Source organism: Aquimarina litoralis (assembly GCF_039523995.1).
GTDB lineage: Bacteria > Bacteroidota > Bacteroidia > Flavobacteriales > Flavobacteriaceae > Aquimarina > Aquimarina litoralis.
The window spans coordinates 48,108-70,722 of record NZ_BAAAGE010000001.1 but is presented as its reverse complement, the minus strand read 5'-3'; the positions used below and the strand labels follow the sequence as shown (position 1 = coordinate 70,722).

Below are 22,615 nucleotides of genomic sequence, written 5' to 3'. Positions count from 1 at the left end.
ACTATGAACGAAGCCCCAAATTTGTCGTACATTAAAGAATTATCAGCCGGATCAGAAGAATTTGAAGAAAAAATAATCGGATTGCTCAAAAGAGAATTTCCTGAGGAAAAAAATGAGTTTCTGAATAATTATAACAGTAGTGTATTTAAAGCAGCAGCAGAAAATGTTCACAAACTAAAGCATAAGATCGGAATGCTTGGTTTTGAAGACGGATACCAGACTACGATCGCCTTTGAAGAAGGCTTACTTAAGGGAGAATATTCCTTATTTTCAAAATTTATGCTTATTTTAGACTCCATTGATGAATTTCTTAAAAATTTATAAGGAGAATGAATTGTATTATTATAGACGATGAAGAAGCAGCGAGGTTAATTATTGGTCAATTATGCACTCAGGTAGATGATCTGGATGTAATTGAAGAGTTTCCCAACGCCATTCAAGCTATCAAATTCTTGAATAAAGAGTCTATAGATCTTATATTTTTGGATATTCATATGCCTGATTTTACAGGGTTTGATTTTATTCAAACCCTTAAGAATCCGCCTAAGATCATTCTTACTACTTCAGACAAGAACTTTGCTTTAGAAGCTTTTGAATATGAGTGTATTGTAGATTATCTAATCAAGCCTGTAACCTTACCCAGATTCTTAAAAGCCATTCAAAAAGCAGAAAGTACTCCTGCTTTAGATGTTTCTGCATCTCCATCGAGTACAGGAGAAGTTAAAGGCACAAGTTCTGAAGAAAATGATCTATATATTAATATTGATCGTAGATTAATTAAAATAGATATCCCTACTATTAATGTGATAGAAGCAAAAGGGGACTATATTCTTATCAAAACAGAAAAGCAAAATTATACGGTGCATTCTACTTTAAAAAAGATCGAAGAAAAACTTCCTGAAGATGTTTTTTTAAAAGTACATCGATCTTATGTAATTAATTTCAAGAAAATTATTGATATAGAGGACAACAGTGTATTAATTGCCAAAGATGTGATTCCTGTGAGCAGATCTAAGCGTCCTGAATTAATGAGACGATTAAATCTTCTATAACAGTATCAAAAAATATATTTTTTTATTTAGATCGTGTTTTATACGATCTTTTTTTTATGCCTAATACTAACCTTATTTAAGAGATGTAGGTTTAATTTGTTTAAAAATATACCCTTCTAAATCGTCGAAATTATTCTGCTATTCGAAGATCGTTTACTAGAATTACTTGTATATAAAAACAGTTTGTCGAATTTATAAAATCGATGGTTAAACAAGACGAATACCATTTACCGAAAGTTAACTACTGTTAAACAGTCGATTACTACCAAAAATCGAGTTTCGACGAAAATTTTCGTACACAAAAACTTACCTTTCGTCGATAGATATTTGCTATTCGTCGAAAATTATTACCGTTAATCGGTTATCTAAGTAATTTCATTGTAGGAAAAACAAAGTATGCGCACTTTATGATTCCACGTTCTATTTCTTATTTACTAATAACCCTAAAAAGACATTTGCTATGAGATATTTACTATTTATATTCCTACTGTTCTTATTACCTTCATGTGCTGTCGAAGATGATTATGTTCCAACATCTATAGAACCAATATTTATGGATAATCCATCAGCAAAATTACTCGTTGATATTATCTATGTAGTACCTTCAAAAAACTATAATCAATCCAAGTACGCAATGGATGAAACTAGATTTATGGATTTTATCAACGGTTGTTTTTTTAACAGACATAACATTGGTTTCGAGATGGGAGAATCTAGAGTTCTTATCAATAGCGAATTATACGATCTTAAGGATAACAGGGATCAAGAGTCATCAGTATTCAATACAGAAACTCAGGATTCTTACAGACAAGATAGAATGAACATATATATCATTCCAAGAACAAATACGGTTGCTATTGCAGGAATTGGACTAAAGCAAAGAGCATTGATAACAGATGAATTTTTATTCACTACGACTACTCCACATGAAATAGGGCACGCATTAGGACTTTCTCACAGAGAGGTAGAAGGAAACATCATGTGCAGAGTAAAACCTTACTTACGTAAAGAATTTGATAGTGATCAAGTAGATACGATGTATAATAAGATCTTAAGTATCAACTAAGCAAATAGATATTATTACTAATAAACCTAGTAATTAATATAAAGAGTATAATAAAATAATGTGTTTCGATTTTTATGTTTACCTAAAACGGTAGGATTTTGATCTCTTCCTACCGTTTTTTAAATCGTTTTTAAGCACATTTTACCTTTATCGAGGTCAGAAAACCACTCACCTAATCAACAATACCATTCATCGAGTAATTCTTTTTAGAGGCTTCATCTTCAATACTTTTGAAATATAGAAACCAAATATTTAAAGCCGTGAAAAATACTATTACCCTTTTATTAGTCTTAATTTGCTTCGCAGCAAATGCCCAACAAACGTTCGAATGTAACGATGGAACTTTTTACCAGGTAATCTCTGGATCGATGAAAGCCTACGATCCTATTACAGGATCTTATTCTGAAGCTTTACATTCTTATGATACTTATAACGCTGGTGGTTACAATCCGGTGGATAACTATTTATATGCAATCAAGAAAAGTGATAAACATTTATTGCGTATTGCAAAAGATATGGTGATAGATTTAGGAGCAGTTGCTCCAAATGGTACTACGGTTTTTGGAGGTGGATATGCAGCTGATGTAGATCCAGATGGTAACTTGTGGGTGTTCCAAAATAATACAAAAAGAACTTTTCATAAAATAACAAATCTTAAAGATTACGATGGTAGTTATTCGCCACAATTCGAGATTGTAGAGGCAGATGTTACTGCGCCTAGTACATGTGCAGACATCGTTTATGTAAATGGAGCTTTTTACGGAGGTAGCAGAGGTAAGATTTTTAAGTGGGATCTATCTTCAGGAACTCCTGTATTTTCGAGTAAATCAGTAGCCAATTTACCATTCAGTACGTTTGGAGCTGCTTATGCAGACACGGATAATAGATTATATTTTTCAGACAACAACGGAGGTTTATATTTAATCAATGATTATGAAGGAGCTAATCCTTCGGCAACCCTTTTAAACTTAACAGAAACTACCAATTCCAACGATGGTTTTAAATGTGCAAGCGGTATTTCTCCTTTAGATAAAGATGCAGATGGTATTTTGGATTCTATGGATGCGGATGTAGATGGAGATGGTTTATCCAACATATTTGAGTGTAATGGTACAGATCCATACGGGGATATAGATGATGATGGAATGTTTAACTATCTAGATAATGATATCAGCGGTAATGGAGATAATGTAGTACAAGATGCATTTGATAGAGATAGTGATGGAAATCCAGATTTCTTAGATATCGATTCTGATAATGATGGTATCTATGATATCGTAGAAGCAGGTGGAGGAGCTAATGATACTAATAATGATGGTGTGTTTAATAATCAAGATACAAACTATCAGGATACAGATAATGATGGAATCGCTGATACGTATGATGTAGATCAGTTAGGTACAGAATTTATTCCTTTAGATACAGATAATGATCAGGTATATGATTGTTATGATATCGATTCTGATAACGATGGAATTATAGATCTAATAGAAGGTCAGGAAGAGAACTCCTTTTTAGGACTTTCGGGTAACGATGAAGATGCTGACGGAATGGATGATAACTTCGATCCTGATTTTGGTGGAACTACAAATGGAACGGTAAATACAGATAATACCGATGCGTATGATCACTTAGATACGGATTCTGATAACGATGGTATTTCTGATCATATAGAAGCTTATGATAGTGACGGTGATGGTGTAGCAGAAACAGAAGCTTCTGGAGTAGATTCTGATAATGATGGATTAGATGATCACTATGATCAAAGAAAAACAGGTTTTGATTCTGAAAATGGAGGTCAAACACCAGCCAATTTTCCAATACCAGCAATTTGCGATAGATATAACTACTTAGGTGAATTTAATTCCAATGGAAAACCATTGTATTTAGATGGACAAGATGTGGTTTCTCAGGAAACAGTAGATATGATAAATAATGCATTGCCAGAAGGATATCCAGTTCCTGATTTTAATCCACATTATATCTCATCAGGGTATGATACGGACGTGGTAGTACAAGAGAACGCTGAGATTTGGGTAACTTTCGTAGGAGAAGGAGCTGGATATAAAAATACACTTGGATTTTATACCTACGATGCAGATAATCCATATGCTACGGTTCCGCAGCCAGAAGATATTACAGTAATTTTTCCGAATGTATCTGCAGTAGGTAGTGGAGGTGAGTTAGAAGTGGGTGATAGAGTAAAAATTGGAAGTTTTCCTCCTAATACAGGTATAGGATGGGTATTATTAGCAGATGCATGGAAAGGTGGATGTGTAGATACAGGAAACTGGCAATTATACTCTAATCCTGATTACAACCCAGAAAGTGATGAAACTTTACGATACCATAACGTATTGCTAAACGATCCGGATTCTGAAAGAATAATCCTTGGATTCGAAGATATTAGAAGAGATTATGCGTCTTGCGATCAGGATTTTAATGATGCATTATTCTATATTACTGCAAGTCCTATTACAGCAATAAAAACAGATAATTATGCAGATATTAATAGTGCTACAGATGTTACATCGGCAAATGATGGAGGATTAGAAAGTAACGGAGATTTAGCTAGCTTAATTGCTAAGCGTAACTTTAATAGAACAAAATCTAATTCGATTTTTAATACTAAAAAATCGCAGAGAAGCTTTCAGCCAGGACTTGTTTCTTATAATTCAAAAAATAATGGAAACTTAAGTACATATTTCCCTGCAACAGGAGTGTTAGGATCTGAGTCAGCATATGTGTCTAGTCCAGAAGATTTATTAGAAATTACAAATGCAAATACAGTATTTTCAGTTGATTATTATAATAACGAAAAAAGAGTGGCAGCTGCTTTAGCAACTTCTACTACAGGTAAGATATATGATCATTCTAAAACAATCTGTGATCGTCTTAACGGATCTAAATTGTTAGATTTAAGAACTGTAGCTATCAGAAACCATACGATCATTAGTACGCGAATTGAGAGAGCTTCTGGTGAGATTGAGTACGCACTTACATTCTCTATCAAAGAAGGAGAATCAGAAAATGAAATTTATAGCCTTTGGAATATAGATAGCTATCCAGAAGGAGATTATACCAATTTCCAGGTGTGGGGCGGTTCTGTAGCACAAGTAGCTAATATTGCGAATCATATCTTAAATACTTTTATAGCAGAAAAGCCAATGAGAAGTCACGAAGTAGCTGATAGAATTCCGACAGTGTATGTAGAAAAAGGAAACTATACAAATGGAGAACTTACATTAAGTATAGTAAATACAACAGGAGCTTCTTCGATGGACTTTAATGGAAATATTAGAAGAACTGAATTATCAGCAGAAGTACAATTGAACCAAGCAATAGCATTGTCTGGCGAGTATAGAGAAGAAATCAAAGTAGCAACTGGATTCTTATTCGATATCGGATTCTCAGTAAACGGAGCAGAATCTACACAACTAGATGCATTATACCTTGCAGATGGTCCTTGGGGAATTGATTATACAGAAGAAGGAGTGATTATAGAAACATTCGAAGTGTTAGAGCAAATAGAAGGAGCTACAGAAGAGAACCAAACGATAGAAAGAGGCATTACAGTAAGCGGAGAAGTAAAAGAAACAATGAATATCTTCAGAAATATTGTAGCAGGAGAAGGTACATTGAATGTAGAAGCTTATGATGCATTACAATTCCAAATGAATACAGACAGAGACATTGAAGTAATCTTAGTAACAAAAGATCTTGTAGATTGGAATAACAGATTAAGATATACTGTAAAAGCAGGTGCTAAAAGTAAAATGCATACAATAGCTTTCTCTGATTTTGTGAATGGACAAGGAGCAAGTACAGAAGTTATAGATGTAAGAAGTATCGTATTCTCTGTACAAGGAGACTATCAAAACTTCGAACTGTTTGATGTCGCTATTACAGAAGTAGCATTTACGAACAGCTCTGTACTGAGTGTAGATGAGTATGAGATTGAGGATAAGCTTACCAAAGTAATGAATTATCCAAATCCATTTCAGATGACTACTTCTATTAGAGTGCCTGAAACAATGCAAGGAAGTATTCAAATTACAGTGGTTGATATGCTAGGAAGAGTAGTACGAAATGAACAACTAGAAATGGTAACTCCTAATGTAGCTAGATTCGACGGAAAAGAGTTAACAGCAGGAGTATATAAGTATATCGTATCAGATGATTATAAGAAAAGTTACCAAGGAAGTTTTATGAAAAAATAGAGTATTGATTTCGGTTGGGTTTTTGGGGTCTACTAAGAATAGCGAGGATGGTGTTGTTTCCTCGCTATTTTTTTATGCTTTATTCTCTATAGAAACCTTTAATTTTTTATTCGTAATGGTAATCAAATTACAATCTTAATTTTTCAATCTTTTTATTAAAAAGCGGTTTTTCTAAGAAGTACCATTTTAGTTTAAAACCAATTTCAGTAAACTCAAATCCTGCAGCAGTTGCAGAAGCTATATTACTATACTTTCCATAAATGTGAGCCATAAATCTTTCAGAAAAATGATGACCAATTTTCCCTTCTGCTCTAAAGGTAGTAGAAGCAGGATCTTCTTCTACAAACTGGCGTCCTGCAGCTGCACTTAAACTATAAATCCAATCATTATTCTGGTCATTCAACAATTCAGCAAAAACTTCTACTAAATGAAATGATGATGGACTGAAATAAATGGTTGGTACTTGATCTTTAAAAGAAATATACTGATAATTAATACCGGTTTTTAGAACAGGTCTGTTTAAAATATTATAGTATAATGAAGTGAACAATAAATTTCTGGTATTGTCATCGGATTGAGTTGTGTATATAGCTTGGGTATACCATCCTAAATTAATATTGGTGCCAAGGTTATAATTTATGGAGTAATTATTCATGATAATTTCTCTATCAATAAGATCTGCATTAAAATTTTGTAATTCTCTTTTGTAACCAAAATCTAAACTCTGAAGTCTGAAAGGTTTGGTGCTAATAATCACTTCGCCAATGACACCTGTATAACTGGTTGTATTTGCATCAGATGCATTAAATCCAAGATTTCCTTTTAGTCCTATTCTACCTCCAAATTTATAATCCAACCCAATTAGAGCTTCTTGGGACTCGGCTTTACTACCTGTTTCAGTATTTTCTGTGGTTCTAAAAGAATAACTGCCTCTTATTTTTAGTTTTGGAGATAGTGGTATTTCAGTATTAAAATTGGTACTTATGGCTTCATTATTGCCATTATCAAAAGTATATGCCGTCCTATTTTCTATAAAAGGAGTATGAGATTTTTTTAAGGTAGCGATTAGTTTTTCTGCATCGGGTTGTTTTGGATAAAAGAATAAAGTTTTAAAGGCAAATTCATAAGACTTCATGTCTAAACCAGATGCTCTATATGCATTAGCGATTCCCAAATTACCATCGAATGAGCTTTCACTTTTAGCAAGAATTTTTTGATATTGATCCAGACTCAGTCCAAAATCACTAGTATACATTCCTAAAGTAGCTCGTAAACTTAAAAGGTTAGTACTTTCTGGATATTGTTTTTCAAATTCTAATAATGTGCTTTTAGCTTCTTTAAACTTTTTATTCCAGAATAAGGCCTGGATATAGCGTTCGTAGGATGATATCAGAAGATTCTCGTCTGACGGAGATAATTTTTTCGCTTTACGAAGTGCTTCACTTGCCTGTTCTAATGCTTTCTTTTCTTTAAATCTTTTGTGAGATACTAACGATAGTCCTTGTAAAGAGGTAATACTATCTTTAGGGTTTGTAGCAATCGTACGGTAAGCTTTTTCTGCATTATCATACTGTTCTAGAATGATATAGATATTAGCTTGATTTAGCAAGGTGTCTTTATCTTCAGGGAAATCATTTAGATTTTGCTCTAATAGATTTAATGCTTCTTCGTATTCTTTATTCTGGGATAGTGTGAAAGCATATCCTAGTCTAATGTATTTTCTAGAAATCAGAGCATTTGGATTTCCTGCTTGTATCGATAATGCTTTATTAACAGTCTCCAGCGCTTGGGGATATTTTTTTAGGTTAGAAAGGGTATTTGCATATCCTAGTACCGCTGCAAAACTAGTACTGTTTTCTTCCACTATAGTTTGATAGTAGGTTTCCGCTTTTTCATAATTCTTATTCCATAATAAAGACTCTGCATAGTTTAGTTTTATTTCATAGTCATTTGGATATATACTTTTTAGTTCTGTAAAAAGAGCAACTGCTTTTTCCGATTCTCCTAATAGTCCTATTGCACGCCCATAGCATAATTTTGCAGTTCTGTTATCGGGATAATTTTTAAGGATACCTTCAAAAAAGGACTTGGCTTCTTGGTAGCGACCATTTTCTAGATAACCAAACCCTTCTTTCATGTCTTGACCATTGGTCAAGGTTATTACAAAAAGAAGGAAAACCAAAAGTATTTTTTTGTTCATATACCGTATTTGGAATAACAAGTTACTAATATTTTTTGAAGATAAATTCTCCATAGAATATAATACTTGTAAGTTAGGTTTTTGAGTTAATATTAAAAATATAAACGTACTTTTTTTGAGGGAATATTCAACTTTATAAGACGGAATTCTCCCTTTTAGTAAAAAAAGATTCAGTTTTAAATGTTAAAAAAAGAGGTAAAAAGAGGTTTTTTATGCTTTAAAAAGTTAATTAAATGTTAATTTTATCGATTAAAGGCATTTAAAACCGTTGTAATACATGATTTCTTGTCAAGACCTTACTAAAATTACGGTTTTACAGTATTTGTTTAAAAGATAATACATTTAACTTTACAGTAAGTTGATTCATAGTTATTTATATCCAACTTAGTCGTCATAAATTAAAAGAATAAATCTTCGGTTGCCCTTCGAAGAAAGTAGAAATTAAAATGATTAATTTATAACAACAACAACACTTTTACCTTGTTTTTTACAACAAATAAAAGCAAGGCCCCAAAATCTTAAACAACAATGAATACAATCCACATCATTATTCCTTTTCGCGACACATAGTTTTATAGGATCTAGCAAAAGTTTTGGAATGAAGAAATCCTTTACTAAAGTGCTTTTGAAGAACTTATCTGATTTAAAAATATATGTTATGTATTCTTTAAAAAACTTTTAGACCAATCTATGATAGTGTATAGTTCTATTGCACAATACCATAGATGTTTGTTTTAAAATGGCGCTGATGGTAAATGCTTCATCTAACGATACTTGTCATTCGTCGATCATAAAAAGTATCTGGTCTAAAACAAGAGAATATTGTAGAAAAGAATAAAGATATTTAGAGTAATCAAAAACTAAATTATTATGGCCCTAAAAATAACACACCGATACGGAATTTTTGAACTAGAAGGAAATGTAGTAGGTAAAAACGCTTTATCTGTAAAGAATCATTTCGAACAATTAATGCTTTCGTCAGAGCAAATTGTATTATCCTTGGATAAGGTAAAGAGAATTGATACGCAAGGAATCCAAGTTCTTAGCAATTTATACAGAAGAGCAGTTAAAAACAATAAGATATTTTATTTGATTGGAGCAGAGAATGCCATTATAAAAAAGGCCTTTGGTAAAGTAAATTATGTTATAAGAAAGGAGTCTCTGTAATTATTACTAATCCCAAAATTAGCCCCAAATGGAATTAGAAATAAATAATGTAAGAGGACGCATGGAAGTAGTAGGAGATTTTACTTCCGAGAATGTCCATAAGGTAAAAGATCATTTTAATTACTTATTAGATCACTATGAAGAAGTAGTGATGTGTCTAAAAAAAGTAAAGAAGATAGATAAAAAAGCTTTACAGGTGTTACAAGGCATTTATGCCAAAGCGCAGCGCAGAAAGAAAGTATTATTTGTATTAGGAAAGAAAAATAAGAAGGTGTTTATGACCTTAAAATCAAATAAACTCAACCATATTTTTAGAAATGACTATTAGCACATTGGTTCCAAAACTAACATCAGAGCAAAAATTTATGCTTAGTGTTATCGTAGTGAATGCTGGGAATTATCTGTATAACCTATTGTTAGGAAGAATTCTTGGTCCAGAAATGTTTGCAGATGCAGCGTTGTTGATCACTTTTTTGTTAGTGTTATCCTTTGTTGCTATGACTTTTCAATTAGCTACAGCTAAATTTTCAGTACTATTTGAGAATGCTACTTTTAAAAGTTTCATTGCTCTTATTTATAAATATGCAGGTATTACTGGTACTGTCATTGGAGCTGCCATGGTTGTATTTTCTGGAGAGTTACAGCAATTATTTAATACTAAATCTTCTTTGATGTTTACCATTTTTGGATTGGGAGTGCCTGTGTATTTTATCATGAGTGTAAATCGTGGTTTTTATCAAGGTACCAAACGATTCGAAAAACTTGCCTGGACCTATCAGGGAGAGATGTTTAGTAGATTAGCTATTACACTTTTATTGATTTTTACCATCACTACCGTAAGCTCATCAATTTTAGTAGTCATAGGAATCTTTGCATCCTTCTTTTTTGGGTTATTACCATTTAAGAAAGAACACTTTGTGCTTAAGGTAAAGAATGTACTAAGTAAAGAGCAGTCTAGTCAGATCAGTAAATTTTTTGTGCTTACTGCATTTTACGAGTTGACTCAGATCATTATCAATAATAGTGATATCCTATTAGTGAAGCATTATTTTCCTGAATATGATGCAGGATTATACGCCTCTTTAGCATTAATCGGACGTGTGGTCTACTTTGTTACCTGGATGTTTGTAATGCTATTACTACCAGCGGTTATAGAAAAGAAAAAACTAGGAGAAGCTACTGCACCAATTTTGGTTAAATATGTTGGTTATGTAGTGGGTCTGGCATCTGTCGTTGTTTTAGGATGTTATCTATTTCCAGAATTAGCGATTCATTTATTATTTGGTGATGCATACCTATCTATGGCTCCTTTATTATGGAAATACGCCGTAGCAACAGCATTATTTGCGGTGTCTAATATATTCGCGTACTATTTTTTGTCATTGGATCAATATATGCCTGTAGTCGTTTCTGGTTTATTAGGAATTTCACAGATTTTACTCATCGTATTTTTTCATAGTTCTTTATTAGAAGTGGTGGTTGTGCAGATAATTGCGATGGCTGTTTTATTAGTAATTCAGTTGATATACTTCTTTTTTAAGAAGTAGTAATGAAATAGATGAAAGAAGTAAAAATGTTATTGATCGAAGTAAAACGGTAACCCAACGAATATTAAAAGACAAATAGATAAATAAAAAAGAAATTTACATCAACATACAATCAAAACACATGAAATTAGCAATCGTAACAGCATATCCACCAAGTAAGGTGACTCTAAATGAATATGCATTTCATTTAGTAAAACATTTTAGACAGCAAGCAGAAATTACAGAATTGGTTTTATTAACTGATATTACCGAAGAAGAAGCAAATTTAGATTTTGAAACAGAAGGTTGCAGCGTTACTGTAAAACAATGTTGGAAATTTAATAGTTATAAGAGTATTAGAACTGTCATGAAAGCAGTTAAAGAGACAAAACCTGAAGCTATTTTATTCAATCTTCAGTTTATGAAGTTCGGAGATAAAAAGATAGTTGCGGCACTAGGACTGCTATTACCGTTCTTATGCAAAATGAAAAAGATACCAACGATTGTCTTATTACATAATATCATGGAACAGGTAGATCTAGGGAAAGCTGGTTTTACAAACAATGTTTTCTTAAAAGCAATTTTCAATTTTATTGGAACAGTCTTAACAAGGTTTGTTTTAGCTTCCGATCGTGTTGCAGTAACGATTAGTAAATATGTGGAAATATTAGAGAAAAAATATAACGCGAAGAATGTGGTTTTGATTCCTCATGGAACTTTCGAAATTCCCAGAGAACCTTCGTACGAATTACCAGAAGGACCATTGAAAATTATGACTTTCGGAAAGTTTGGGACTTATAAAAAAGTAGAAATCTTAATCGATGCTGTTAAAAAAGTGAGAAAAGAAACCGGAGCGGATCTGGAAGTGGTCATCGCGGGAACCGATAACCCGAATACACCGGGATATTTAGAAAATGTACAAAAACAATATCAGGATACACCACAGCTAACGTTTACAGGCTATGTAGAAGAAGAAGATGTGCCGGTAATTTTTGGAGAAAGTGCTATGGTAGTCTTTCCATATACATCGACTACTGGAAGTTCTGGAGTATTACATCAGGCAGGAAGCTATGGAAAAGCAGTGGTAATGCCGGATTTAGGAGATCTGAGCATATTAGTAAAAGAAGAAGGATATAGAGGTGAGTTTTTTGATCCTCAAAGTACGGATAGTTTGGCTACAGCAATACAAAAGATCGTGGTAGACAAAGCATATAGAAATCAATTGGCAAAAGCTAATTATCAAGCAGCTACCGCATTTCCAATGAGTAGGATAACTAAAATGTATATCGACTCATTTAAAAGTATTAAAAACGGAAAAAGTAAGAAAAAGAAAGAGGAAAAAGAATTACAAGGAATATCGGTTTAAGTACTGTCATTGTCTTAATAGAATGACTTAAGCCATAATAATTAAGTGTTTTGATGTTTTTTTCAAAAAGATGTTTTTCAATAACTTATAAATTGGAAAGCATCTTTTTTATTTCCATCTGCATCAATAAATCCAAAATGCTTTTGTGCATTTTTTCTCCAAGGCAATCTTCCAACTACATCTGTTGGGATTTTATTAAAATCATACAATGTCCAAGATAAATAGTGTAATTCATGTTGTTGGATGATTTTTAAAAATGCTTCATGGTACGCTGCCTGATCTTCTTCATTATTCCCGAAAGGAGCCCACAACCCTTTGTCAGAAGACAACCCAAATTCTTGTAATACTAAAGGTTTTTTTAAAGAAGATATAGTTTTAAAGATATCCTGAAACCGAGTCAAATCTTTATAATAATGAAAAGATACAATATCCACATCTTCACTCAGAATATCTGCAGTTTCTATAGAAGACCAACCAATAGTTATGGGATGTTCTGTATCTATAGTGCGTATTTGATGAATCATTTCTTTTAACCAGGCAAGAACGGTTTCTTTTGTTCTGCTTTCAAAATCAAGATTAGGTTCGTTTTTTATATCCCACATAAGAAGCGCTGGGTGCTCTTTGATACTACTTACGATTTGCTCAGCATGTCTATGCGTAAAGGTCCAATCGTTTATATCATAATTACCATAGAAATCGAAGAGCGTAAGTACGACTTTTAGACTATTCTTTTCTGCCAGATCCATCACTTCTTTTAGCTTTATGAGTTTGTCCGCTAGTACATATTCTTTTCCAAAATCTTCGTAGGGAACAAATATTCTGATGGTATTTAATCCAGCATCGTTGATAATTTTAAAATCCTTTTGGATAATATCAATATCAAATTCTTCACCAAACATATTCCATGGAGTATCTTGCGGATAATAATTGATACCTTTTATTTGATAAGGCGTATTGTCTACAATGATTTGGTTTCCTCGAATATATGGAGATTCTTTTTGTGTATTGGTGTCAATAACAGTGATATTAGGTTGTTTTACAATATGTCGTACTCTCCAAAACCCATCCTCAAGAAGCATTGCAATTTTGTAACTCGATATAGAAGTAGTTTCATATTGCAAGTTGTTTTCTTTAAAACTTTGGGTGTAAGATCTTACGTTTTGATCTTCAAATACTACTAGCTGCCCATCTGCGCTATAAAAGTCCAGAGCAAGATGATGATCTAATGTAGTACTCAAAATTTGCACGTCATTTGTCTTATTAAAATGAATTCCATCAACTAAGTTCTTTCGGGCACTTTCGGTATAAAAATCAAAAATACCTAAGGAGTCATAAGTAGCATATCCTACGTTTCTAACGTACCACGAATTCACATAATCTTTTTGGATATCATACATGGTTTGTTTTTCGATCGGTCGTGCAGGATTTATAGTGTCTTTCCATTCGACTTTGGGAATATACGCTTGCTTATTTTTCACACCGATATGTAGCATCATAGAACGATCTGCACCAGTACTAAGAAATGATAACGTTTGACTTATTCCAAAAAGGATTAAGGCATTTATAGCAATAAATGATGCGATGATGAAAGACCTGTATATCATTTTATTCTTTTTCTTCATTCTAATTCGATGCGATCATATTTTTTATGTACTCCCATTCCCTTGATCTCTAAGGTATAAATTCCCTTTGGAAAGAAATCCTCAGATAGGTGAAAATTCACAAATCCTTTGGATGAAAATTCAGTTAACTTTTCAATTAATTGATCATTCTGATAGATATCCAAAGTGATTAGAGCTCCATCTGGTATGATTTGATCCATGAAACTTACAATAGGACCAATTTCTATAGTTCTATTTTGTTCTTTAAAAATGACCTTATAATCAGAAACGGCAGCTTCAAAATCTAGTTCGATACTATTGCTTTCTGCCATTTCAGGAATAAAAGCCTGAGCATTCCAGATGGATTTTTGATCAGGATGCACCATAAAGCCTCTTGCTACACCATCTATGGTAGTTCCTGAGGTGCGTAACCTTTCTTTATTGTCCTTTAGAATACTAAATTCTACAATACGACCATCACTAATAATGTTCCCAAATTCATCTTTTATTGTTGAGGTAAAAAATTCTGCAATTTGATTGCCATCAGCATAATTATGTTTTGTGTTCACAAATAATTCAAAATCCTGTCCTTGAGAAGGAAATACATCTAATGAAAACTCTTTAGAAGGGATGCTATCCAAATTTGCACTTACTAGTATTCTTCCAGATTTTTCATAGGAAAATATGTTTTTCCAAACGATAAAATCTTTACTGTAAATATCATCGTCAATTTCTTTGTCTAAGAATTGATGTTTGACGACGATTAGAGTGCTATCCTTCACAGGATTATCATAGCGATCTGAAGCAATGATGGAAAGCATACTGTAATCAGTACCTCCTGCAGTAATGCTTGGAGGACCTAAGTAGGATTCTAATGGTTCTTTTATATCAGTCATCGCAGTAATGTAGCATTCTCCAGTATATATGTTTTTTTTGTTTTTAACGAGATCATAATTAAGTATTCCTCTCTTTTTAGATACAAATTCTGGGATTTTAAAAACTACAAAATCATGTTGTTTTTCTGGTGTAAGTAATGTAGTGCCATAAGAACTTTGGATTGCTAATACCAAATTTTCTATGGTATCGTATTTAAATTTTAAAACGATTTCTTCTCCGGCGGTATATTCATCTTTTGCATCGAATAGAACAATTTCCTTATCCATAACAGTATGCGTATGGGTTGTGTGGATAGTAAATCCAAAAACCAATACAATTGCAACTAACAGATATGGATAAATATTTAATTTCATTAATAAGGAGCTCCGATATAATTGTTTATTTCTACTTTTATATAATCATATCCTTTGCCTTCGATAGGGATGAGGATATAATCATCTTGTTCAATTCGTCTATTAGGTGTTACTTTATGACTGATTGCTTTATTAGGTAATCCATTTATATAAATATTTTCCATATCCTGACTTAAGGAATTGATACATTCTAACTCTTTTAATTCAAATTCGAACACTTTTTTACGTTGAGGTCGGATACCTTCTCTTACATAAGAATGATCAACCCAAATGAGTTCTTTATTGCTATTGTAATAAGAAATAATTAATTGAGGTATAGTAACTTCTTGTAAACCAGAATTGAATAAAATACCTCTAACTTTCTTGTCACTTATTTTAATTTCAGAGATCGATAATCCTTTGTACAAATCAGTGGTAGCAACATTTCCTGCGCATTGCAAATTAAAAGTGGTCGGTATATCAGCGAGTTCTATAGCTGTAAATTCATCTGGATTAAAAGTTTTGGGTTTATCAGAATTCATCCAGGCAATTCCCTCAAAATTAACTCTAAAACTCGTAATCTCTTTGGGTACAAGTTTGTGTTTTATTTGATCTTTAGCATTATAAATAGCTAATTCTTCATTTTCCTTATTGTATAAAGTTGCTTTTATAACTACGTCTGCAGGCACATTGTCAACATTTTGTATCTCACCTACAATTGTATAGGTAGTGTCATTCTGAATTAGATTGGCTTTCAGAACCTCCAGCACTGGTTGTTTCAATACATCTTCATGGAAAGTCTGTTCAGAAGAGATTCGTCTTCTTCCGTGGTTATAGAATTGTGTTTTGTTTTGCGAAAACAATTGATCCGGTGGAATATCCAGATCATAATTAGGAGGTTTTACAAACCACTTTCCTTTATGCTTCACTAATTCATGATAAAATACTTTATCAATACGTTCCAATGGAGTAATCCAGTAGGTAGTAGCTTTGGCTTTTGCCGTACTATCTGTTTGTTCCAAAATATCAACAGTAATCTCATCCATTTTGGCATAAGAACTTAATAAACCATCCGTTACTGCTATTTCTAGCATATATTGTTCTTCCTTTTTATCACTTTCGGGATCTATATAACTGTAAGCTCGTTTAAATTCTTTAAAATCCAGCGCGTCATAATAGGATTTGACTATGTTTTCTGGACTAATTTGTGTGGCATTTTTGAGATAGAAAATATAAAATCCAAAAGCTATCACACCTAAAAGAAAAACAACCCAAATATGTTGTAGACGGATCATATAATTTTTGAAATCACCATATTGAATACGATAATTATAAAAGTCAAGGAGACTTCGTTCTTTTGTTTTTAAAGCTCTTATCCAAATGAATTGTATGTTGATGATAAAGGCAATAAGTACAGTAGTTACCGGAATAAGTCCCCACATTAATTTTAGAGGTAATGCCACATCGTCTTTAGGGATGATATTAGGAATGGGTGGAACATTTAGTTTTTCCCATACCATAATTCCATTTTCTAGTTGTCTCAGACGCTGCCAACCACAAAAAAAGAGGACTGGATCATAGAACTTATCATTAGAGAATACGTATTTGAGATTGTATTTCTCTGGTACAGTTAAGAATTGTTGTAAAGAACCGATACCTTCTACACCTCTAAATTTAGAATTCTCTAAGCGTTCTACGGCTCTTGATGTTAGTTCGGGAAGTCTTCTTGCAGAGTGGTAGTTACCATCTACAGTCATAGCATTCGTTTGAGCAGATAACCATGCCATTTGATCACCAAATCCCAACGGAAGATACCGCCAGTGATCGTGTTGATCTTGTTTTAGGAAATTTAAGATCGGAAGCATTTTAATCTTCTGTGGCTGCGAAGGCCTAAAATAACCTAAACTCATCGTAAAAATGCAGACAAAAATATAAGCTCCAGCAAAAGCTCCTCCAAGGATTCGGTGATACACACTTCCAAATTTTTGCTGAATTTTATTTTTTATATCACCTTCGATAAATCGATAACAAAATTCACCGAATATAGGAAGTGCCATAATAGAACCCCAAAGGGTAAATCTATCCAACGTAAGAATATTAAAGGCATTATCCCCCAACATCATTTTCGGGATGGGAGTGGTGCCACCAGTTCCTAGAATACTTAATAAGGTAAGTGAAAGGCCAAAAAACAAGTATCGTTTACTATAATATCTATAAAATAAATAGGGGAAAATAAATAAAATAATACCCCAAGGAATTGTGAAAAACACCAATCCAGAAGAAGTAACTTCTAAGAAATTATCTCTTGAACCATGAGGAATAGGGACCTGAGTGATAGGGTTATTCTTGGTATTAATCCAGTAGGGTAGGATACAAAAAATAATAAGGAATAAAGAACCGAAACCAAAACTTACAATTCTCCAAAACAGCTTAAAGAAAGTTTGTAGAAAATGTTTAAATCGTACTGCTCGATAGGAATCAACCTTGTCTTTTGCACTATCCATGATTACCATACCGATTAACGGAAAGATAAAAAATACCATTCCAAAAATAGGAGTAACATGATGCGAGGTAACAGTAACTGCTAATAAACTAAATGCTCTAATTAAATAGGTATACTTACCGGTTTTGATCCATAAATATATTTCTGGTAATGCATGCATTAAAACGGAAACACCTACAATACTTGGCAGTTGTCCGAAGATATGAAGCGTTTCTACAAAAGAAGATGAAAATACTGCAACAAGGGCAGCATAACCCGCCACATTTCTTTTACCAGTTATTAGAAGAGAATATCGATATATTCCGGTTATAAAAAGTAAAATAGCAATGAAAGCCACAGAAAATAGACCAAACTTAAGTCCGCCGATTAATGAAAACAGTCCAATGCTTTGATGTACAAGCGGAGGATATCCCTGAACTGTAAACCCTGTATACCAACTATAACTCCATGGATCGAACCAGCTATTGGCATAGTGATCGGCAAAGAAAAGATGGATTAAGGCATCATAAGTAGTTTCTATGGTAAAGAAGATACTAGATCCATGGAATAAGATTCCAATAAGTATTGCACTAATTAAATATTTGTTTGTGTTTTTTTTATCCATCCAATAACCGTAAGCGGAAACTTCCCTTTAAATATAAACTAAAGTTTGCTAAAACTAAATATACAATAAAGCTTTTGGATTCGACGAGTGGTATGTCTTTAGACAAAAACCATTCGTCGATAGCTTTTTTTCAGTGATCGAAATAGTGCAATATTCGGTGCCGCTTCAACATACTTTTGAATCAAAACCCAAAAGAATGTATCATGAAAACTGGAATTATTATACCATGTTATAACGAGGAAAAAAGATTAAATAAAAATGCGTTTATCAAATTTGTACAACAGGAGAATGAATATTATTTATGTTTTGTGAATGATGGAAGTAAGGACAACACCATCCATGTGTTAAAGGAAATACAAGAAGCAAATCCATCTAAGGTGAGTATTATAGATATGAAAAAAAACGGAGGTAAAGCCGCCGCTGTAAGATCAGGATCTAGATATTTTTACAGCAATCATCATATAGATTATATAGGATTTATTGATGCTGATCTCTCTACTGATTTTGAGGATTTTGGTGACTTAGTAAAAACTTTGGAAATAAATAATGAATTAAATTTTGTATTTGGTTCTAGAGCTAAAAATGCATCTAAAGCCATAGAAAAAGATAAGATACGAGCGCTGATCTCTAAAGTAATAAATATATTAATTGTTTTGATCGTGGGTTTGTCCATTAGCGACACACAATGTGGAGCAAAAGTTTACAAGGCAGAATTGGTACCTATTCTATTTACCGAGAGCTTTTTGAGTAAATGGCTTTTTGATGTAGAAATGTTTATTAGAATGAAACGGTATTTTGGAAAATCCAAAATAACCAAAGCGATATATGAACAGCCTCTAAAAAGATGGGTGCATATGGAAGATTCTAAATTAGGGTTGAAGGATTCTTTAGAAATTCCATATCGGTTAATCTTGATTTGGTTTAATTATAATGTGATATCAACATTTACCATTAATCCTTCTATTACTTATGAGCCTTTGTTGGAAATATATGGAAATACAACGCAGCGAATTGCAGCATAGTATTCTTCAATAATCAAGAATAAAAAAAGAGAAATAATTATCTAATACAAAATTACAATATATGAAATAGAAAATTACATAAGTTGAGGTTGCGGTAAGGTACTGTTTGTAGAATATTAGTAAATAATGGGTTAAGTAAATAAGAAATAGAGTTTTACCGCAAGCATAGTTAAAGTGAAAACCAGCTAACTTTTGGAACGGGTTAGCTGGTTTTGTAATTTATATGTGTTTCACCAACCAATCTCCAACTTCACTAGTTTTGTAGGCTTTAGCATCACCAGCTAAATCTTCGGTAACAATCCCTTCCTCTAGAGACTTATCTACAACATTTTTAATAGCTTGTGCTTCTTCCTGAAGCCCAAAAGCAGTTTCAAACATCATAGCAGCAGATAATACGGTAGCCAATGGATTGGCGATATCTTTTCCTGCGGCCTGTGGATAAGATCCGTGAATTGGTTCGAATAAAGATGTTTTTTCTCCAAGGGATGCAGAGGGCATTAACCCCATAGATCCAGATATTACAGAAGCTTCATCGGTAAGAATATCTCCAAATAGATTTTCAGTAATTAATACATCATAAGAATTCGGCCATTGAACTAATCTCATAGCTACAGCATCTACAAACTCGTAGCTAACCTCCACTTCTGGATAGTCTTTTTCCATGGCTTGTACCGTTTCTCTCCACAAACGAGAGGATTCTAATACATTAGCCTTGTCCACACAACATAATTTTTTGTTACGAGCCATTGCCATTTCAAACCCTTTTTTGGCTAATCGCTTTACTTCTTCACGGGTATACGTACAAGTATCATAAGCTGTCTCGCCATTGTCTTCTCTTCCTCTTTTTCCAAAATAGATACCGCTAGTTAATTCACGTAAGAAAACTAAATCAGTTCCTTCTATACGTTCTTGTTTTAAGGGAGATTTATCTATTAATGACGGAAATGTAAATGTAGGACGTACATTAGCGAATAATCCAAGTTTTTGACGCATTTTTAGTAATCCTTGTTCTGGGCGGACTTTTGCTGAAGGATCATTATCAAATCTAGGATGACCAATAGCTCCAAACAGTACAGCATCTGCGTTGGTACATATTTCATGGGTTTCATTAGGATAAGGTTCTCCTACGGCATCAATAGCAGCTGCACCCGTTAATGCGGATGTCCAGTTAATTTTGTGGTCGTATTTCTTTGCAACGGCATCACATACTTTTACAGCTTGATCGATTACTTCGGGTCCAATACCATCTCCGGCAAGTAGCGCGATATTTAATTCCATTTTTGTTAATTCTAATTTATAGTGATTTACTAGCTATGTCATACTGAGCTTGTCGAAGTATTATATTCTGATTCCAAATCGTCTTCGACAAGCTCAGACTGACAATTTGGTTTTATATATTATTATAATTCAATAATGTTCAGCATTTTTTCTGTTGCTTTTATTGCGGAAACCGTTTGATCTGAATCTAATCCTCTGGTGGCAAATTCTTTGCTTTCGGTTTTCCAGGTAATTACTGTTTCACATAAGGCATCAGAATTACTTCCTGGTGGTATTCTTACTGCATAATCAATCAATTTAGGAAGCTTTTTATTTTTTCGTTGATATACTTTAGCTAAAGCATTCATGAAAGCATCGTACTGACCATCACCCTGAGCATGTTCTTCGATTACCTCATCCTCCAATTTAATAGCTAATGTAGCAGAAGGGTTTAAGCCTTTTGCATGATTGAGAACATAAGATTTGATTTTTACCTTTTTCGTGTATAGGTTACTATCTAGTACATCGGAAATAATATAAGGTAAATCCTCTTGAGTCACTACCTCTTTTTTATCTCCTAGTTTAATGATTCTCTGTGTTACTTTCTTGATGTCCTCTGGACTTAGTTTTAGTCCAAGTTCCTGAAGGTTTTTTTCAATATTCGCTTTTCCAGAAGTCTTACCAAGGGCGTATTTTCGTTTTCGTCCAAAACGCTCTGGCATGAGATCATTAAAATAGAGATTATGTTTATTATCGCCATCAGCATGGATTCCAGCTGTTTGGGTAAACACGTTATCTCCAACTACAGGTTTATTGGCTGGAATTTTAAATCCTGAAAAGGTTTCTACCAATTTACTTACCTTATATAAAGCTAATTCGTTTACGTTAATATGCACTTCAGGAAGATAATCGTTAATCACTGCAACGACACTTGCTAATGGAGCATTTCCTGCTCGTTCACCCATACCATTCATAGTAAGGTGTAATCCATTAACACCAGCTTTTACACCTTCTATTGCATTGGCTACCCCTAAATCATAATCATTGTGGGCATGAAAATCAAAGTGCAAATCAGGATATTTATTTCTTAAGGCCGACAAATAAGTGTTTGTTTCAGAAGGAATCAAGACTCCCAATGTATCCGGTAATAAAACTCTTTTTATAGGTTGTGTAGCTAAAAAGTCTAAAAATTTGTATACATATTCTGGAGAGTTGCGCATTCCATTACTCCAATCTTCTAGATATACATTAGTAGTAATCCCTTCTTCTTTGGATTTTTTGAAAACTTCTGCGATATCTTTAAAATGTTCATCAGGAGTTTTTTTTAACTGATACGTAAGGTGATTTAAAGATCCTTTGGTCAATAGGTTTTGAACTTTAGCTCCAGTATCTTTCATCCATTGGATAGATTTACCACCATCCACAAAAGTTAGTATCTCTACCTGATCAATGTATCCGTTGTTAGTTGCCCAATCGATGATATTTTTTACCGCATCAAATTCGCCTTTTGATACCCGAGCAGAAGCGACTTCGATACGATCCACTCCTAATTCTTCTATCAAAAGTCGCGCAATAGTTAGTTTTTCTGAAGCAGAAAAGGATATCCCAGAGGTTTGTTCTCCATCCCTGAGGGTAGTATCCATAATTTCGATCGATCGTGTACTCATATTCAGCATCTTTTGCGTTAGGGATAGTAGCGGCATCCTTTTTTACATCTGGTCTAAAAATCTAATTTTGTATTCAGACGTTTCCACAATAAGAAAAAAAGATATAGCGTATAGCCCGCTCGAACGCCCAAACTC

The 22,615-nt window shown here is 33.3% G+C and carries 15 protein-coding genes; 9 read left to right on the top strand and 6 right to left on the bottom strand.

The window, feature by feature from the left end; all coding sequences use genetic code 11:
* Window positions 1-3 precede the first annotated feature (3 nt).
* The 4 genes from ABD077_RS00185 (at window position 4) to ABD077_RS00170 (ending at window position 6,338) form a co-directional block, all read left to right on the top strand.
* Window positions 4-324: an Hpt domain-containing protein gene (locus ABD077_RS00185; RefSeq protein ID WP_299605864.1), complete on the top strand. Its 321-nt coding sequence runs from the start codon at window positions 4-6 to the stop codon at window positions 322-324.
* 5 nt (window positions 325-329) lie between these two features.
* Window positions 330-1,052, top strand: a complete 723-nt coding sequence (locus tag ABD077_RS00180; RefSeq protein ID WP_343909327.1) for a LytR/AlgR family response regulator transcription factor — start codon at window positions 330-332, stop codon at window positions 1,050-1,052.
* A gap of 460 nt (window positions 1,053-1,512) precedes the next feature.
* Window positions 1,513-2,118, top strand: coding sequence for a matrixin family metalloprotease (locus ABD077_RS00175; RefSeq protein ID WP_343909325.1), 606 nt, complete (start codon window positions 1,513-1,515; stop codon window positions 2,116-2,118).
* 260 nt (window positions 2,119-2,378) lie between these two features.
* Window positions 2,379-6,338, top strand: a complete 3,960-nt coding sequence (locus tag ABD077_RS00170) for a DUF6923 family protein (protein ID WP_343909323.1) — start codon at window positions 2,379-2,381, stop codon at window positions 6,336-6,338.
* A 127-nt stretch (window positions 6,339-6,465) separates the two neighbouring features.
* On the opposite strand, the gene ABD077_RS00165 is transcribed toward ABD077_RS00170, so the two are convergent.
* A complete protein-coding gene (locus ABD077_RS00165; RefSeq protein WP_343909321.1) occupies window positions 6,466-8,538 on the bottom strand; it encodes a tetratricopeptide repeat protein in 2,073 nt (690 codons plus the stop codon).
* Window positions 8,539-9,408: 870 nt separating this feature from the next.
* On the opposite strand from ABD077_RS00165, the gene ABD077_RS00160 reads away from it, so the two are divergent.
* The 4 genes from ABD077_RS00160 to ABD077_RS00145 all read left to right on the top strand — a co-directional run bounded on the left by ABD077_RS00160 (window position 9,409) and on the right by ABD077_RS00145 (window position 12,597).
* Window positions 9,409-9,705 (top strand): STAS domain-containing protein, encoded by a 297-nt coding sequence (locus tag ABD077_RS00160; protein WP_299898335.1) that lies wholly within the window; start codon window positions 9,409-9,411, stop codon window positions 9,703-9,705.
* Window positions 9,706-9,733: 28 nt separating this feature from the next.
* Window positions 9,734-10,033 (top strand): STAS domain-containing protein, encoded by a 300-nt coding sequence (locus ABD077_RS00155; RefSeq protein WP_299605881.1) that lies wholly within the window; start codon window positions 9,734-9,736, stop codon window positions 10,031-10,033.
* A complete protein-coding gene (locus ABD077_RS00150) occupies window positions 10,023-11,252 on the top strand; it encodes an MATE family efflux transporter (protein WP_343909316.1) in 1,230 nt (409 codons plus the stop codon). The genes ABD077_RS00155 and ABD077_RS00150 overlap by 11 nt, the downstream gene beginning before the upstream one ends.
* 121 nt (window positions 11,253-11,373) lie before the next feature.
* Entirely contained in the window at window positions 11,374-12,597 is a 1,224-nt protein-coding gene (locus ABD077_RS00145) for a glycosyltransferase (protein ID WP_343909314.1), read from the top strand.
* Window positions 12,598-12,674: 77 nt separating this feature from the next.
* Here ABD077_RS00145 and ABD077_RS00140 read toward each other — a convergent pair whose 3' ends face one another.
* The 3 genes from ABD077_RS00140 to ABD077_RS00130 are packed head-to-tail and all read right to left on the bottom strand — an operon-like array spanning window position 12,675 to window position 18,534.
* Complete coding sequence (locus ABD077_RS00140) at window positions 12,675-14,201, bottom strand: glycoside hydrolase family 2 TIM barrel-domain containing protein (RefSeq protein ID WP_343909312.1); 1,527 nt, start codon at window positions 14,199-14,201, stop codon at window positions 12,675-12,677.
* Window positions 14,202-14,215: 14 nt separating this feature from the next.
* A complete protein-coding gene (locus tag ABD077_RS00135; RefSeq protein WP_343909310.1) occupies window positions 14,216-15,448 on the bottom strand; it encodes an Ig-like domain-containing protein in 1,233 nt (410 codons plus the stop codon).
* Window positions 15,448-18,534, bottom strand: coding sequence for a hypothetical protein (locus ABD077_RS00130; protein ID WP_343909308.1), 3,087 nt, complete (start codon window positions 18,532-18,534; stop codon window positions 15,448-15,450). The genes ABD077_RS00135 and ABD077_RS00130 overlap by 1 nt, the downstream gene beginning before the upstream one ends.
* 203 nt (window positions 18,535-18,737) lie before the next feature.
* Between ABD077_RS00130 and ABD077_RS00125 the strand changes: the two genes are divergently transcribed.
* Window positions 18,738-19,556: a dolichyl-phosphate beta-glucosyltransferase gene (locus ABD077_RS00125; RefSeq protein WP_343909306.1), complete on the top strand. Its 819-nt coding sequence runs from the start codon at window positions 18,738-18,740 to the stop codon at window positions 19,554-19,556.
* A gap of 219 nt (window positions 19,557-19,775) precedes the next feature.
* Here the strand turns inward: ABD077_RS00125 and leuB are convergent, their stop codons facing one another.
* Complete coding sequence (gene leuB / locus ABD077_RS00120; RefSeq protein WP_343909304.1) at window positions 19,776-20,834, bottom strand: 3-isopropylmalate dehydrogenase; 1,059 nt, start codon at window positions 20,832-20,834, stop codon at window positions 19,776-19,778.
* A 122-nt stretch (window positions 20,835-20,956) separates the two neighbouring features.
* Window positions 20,957-22,480, bottom strand: coding sequence for an alpha-isopropylmalate synthase regulatory domain-containing protein (locus tag ABD077_RS00115; RefSeq protein ID WP_343909302.1), 1,524 nt, complete (start codon window positions 22,478-22,480; stop codon window positions 20,957-20,959).
* Window positions 22,481-22,615: the final 135 nt, after the last annotated feature.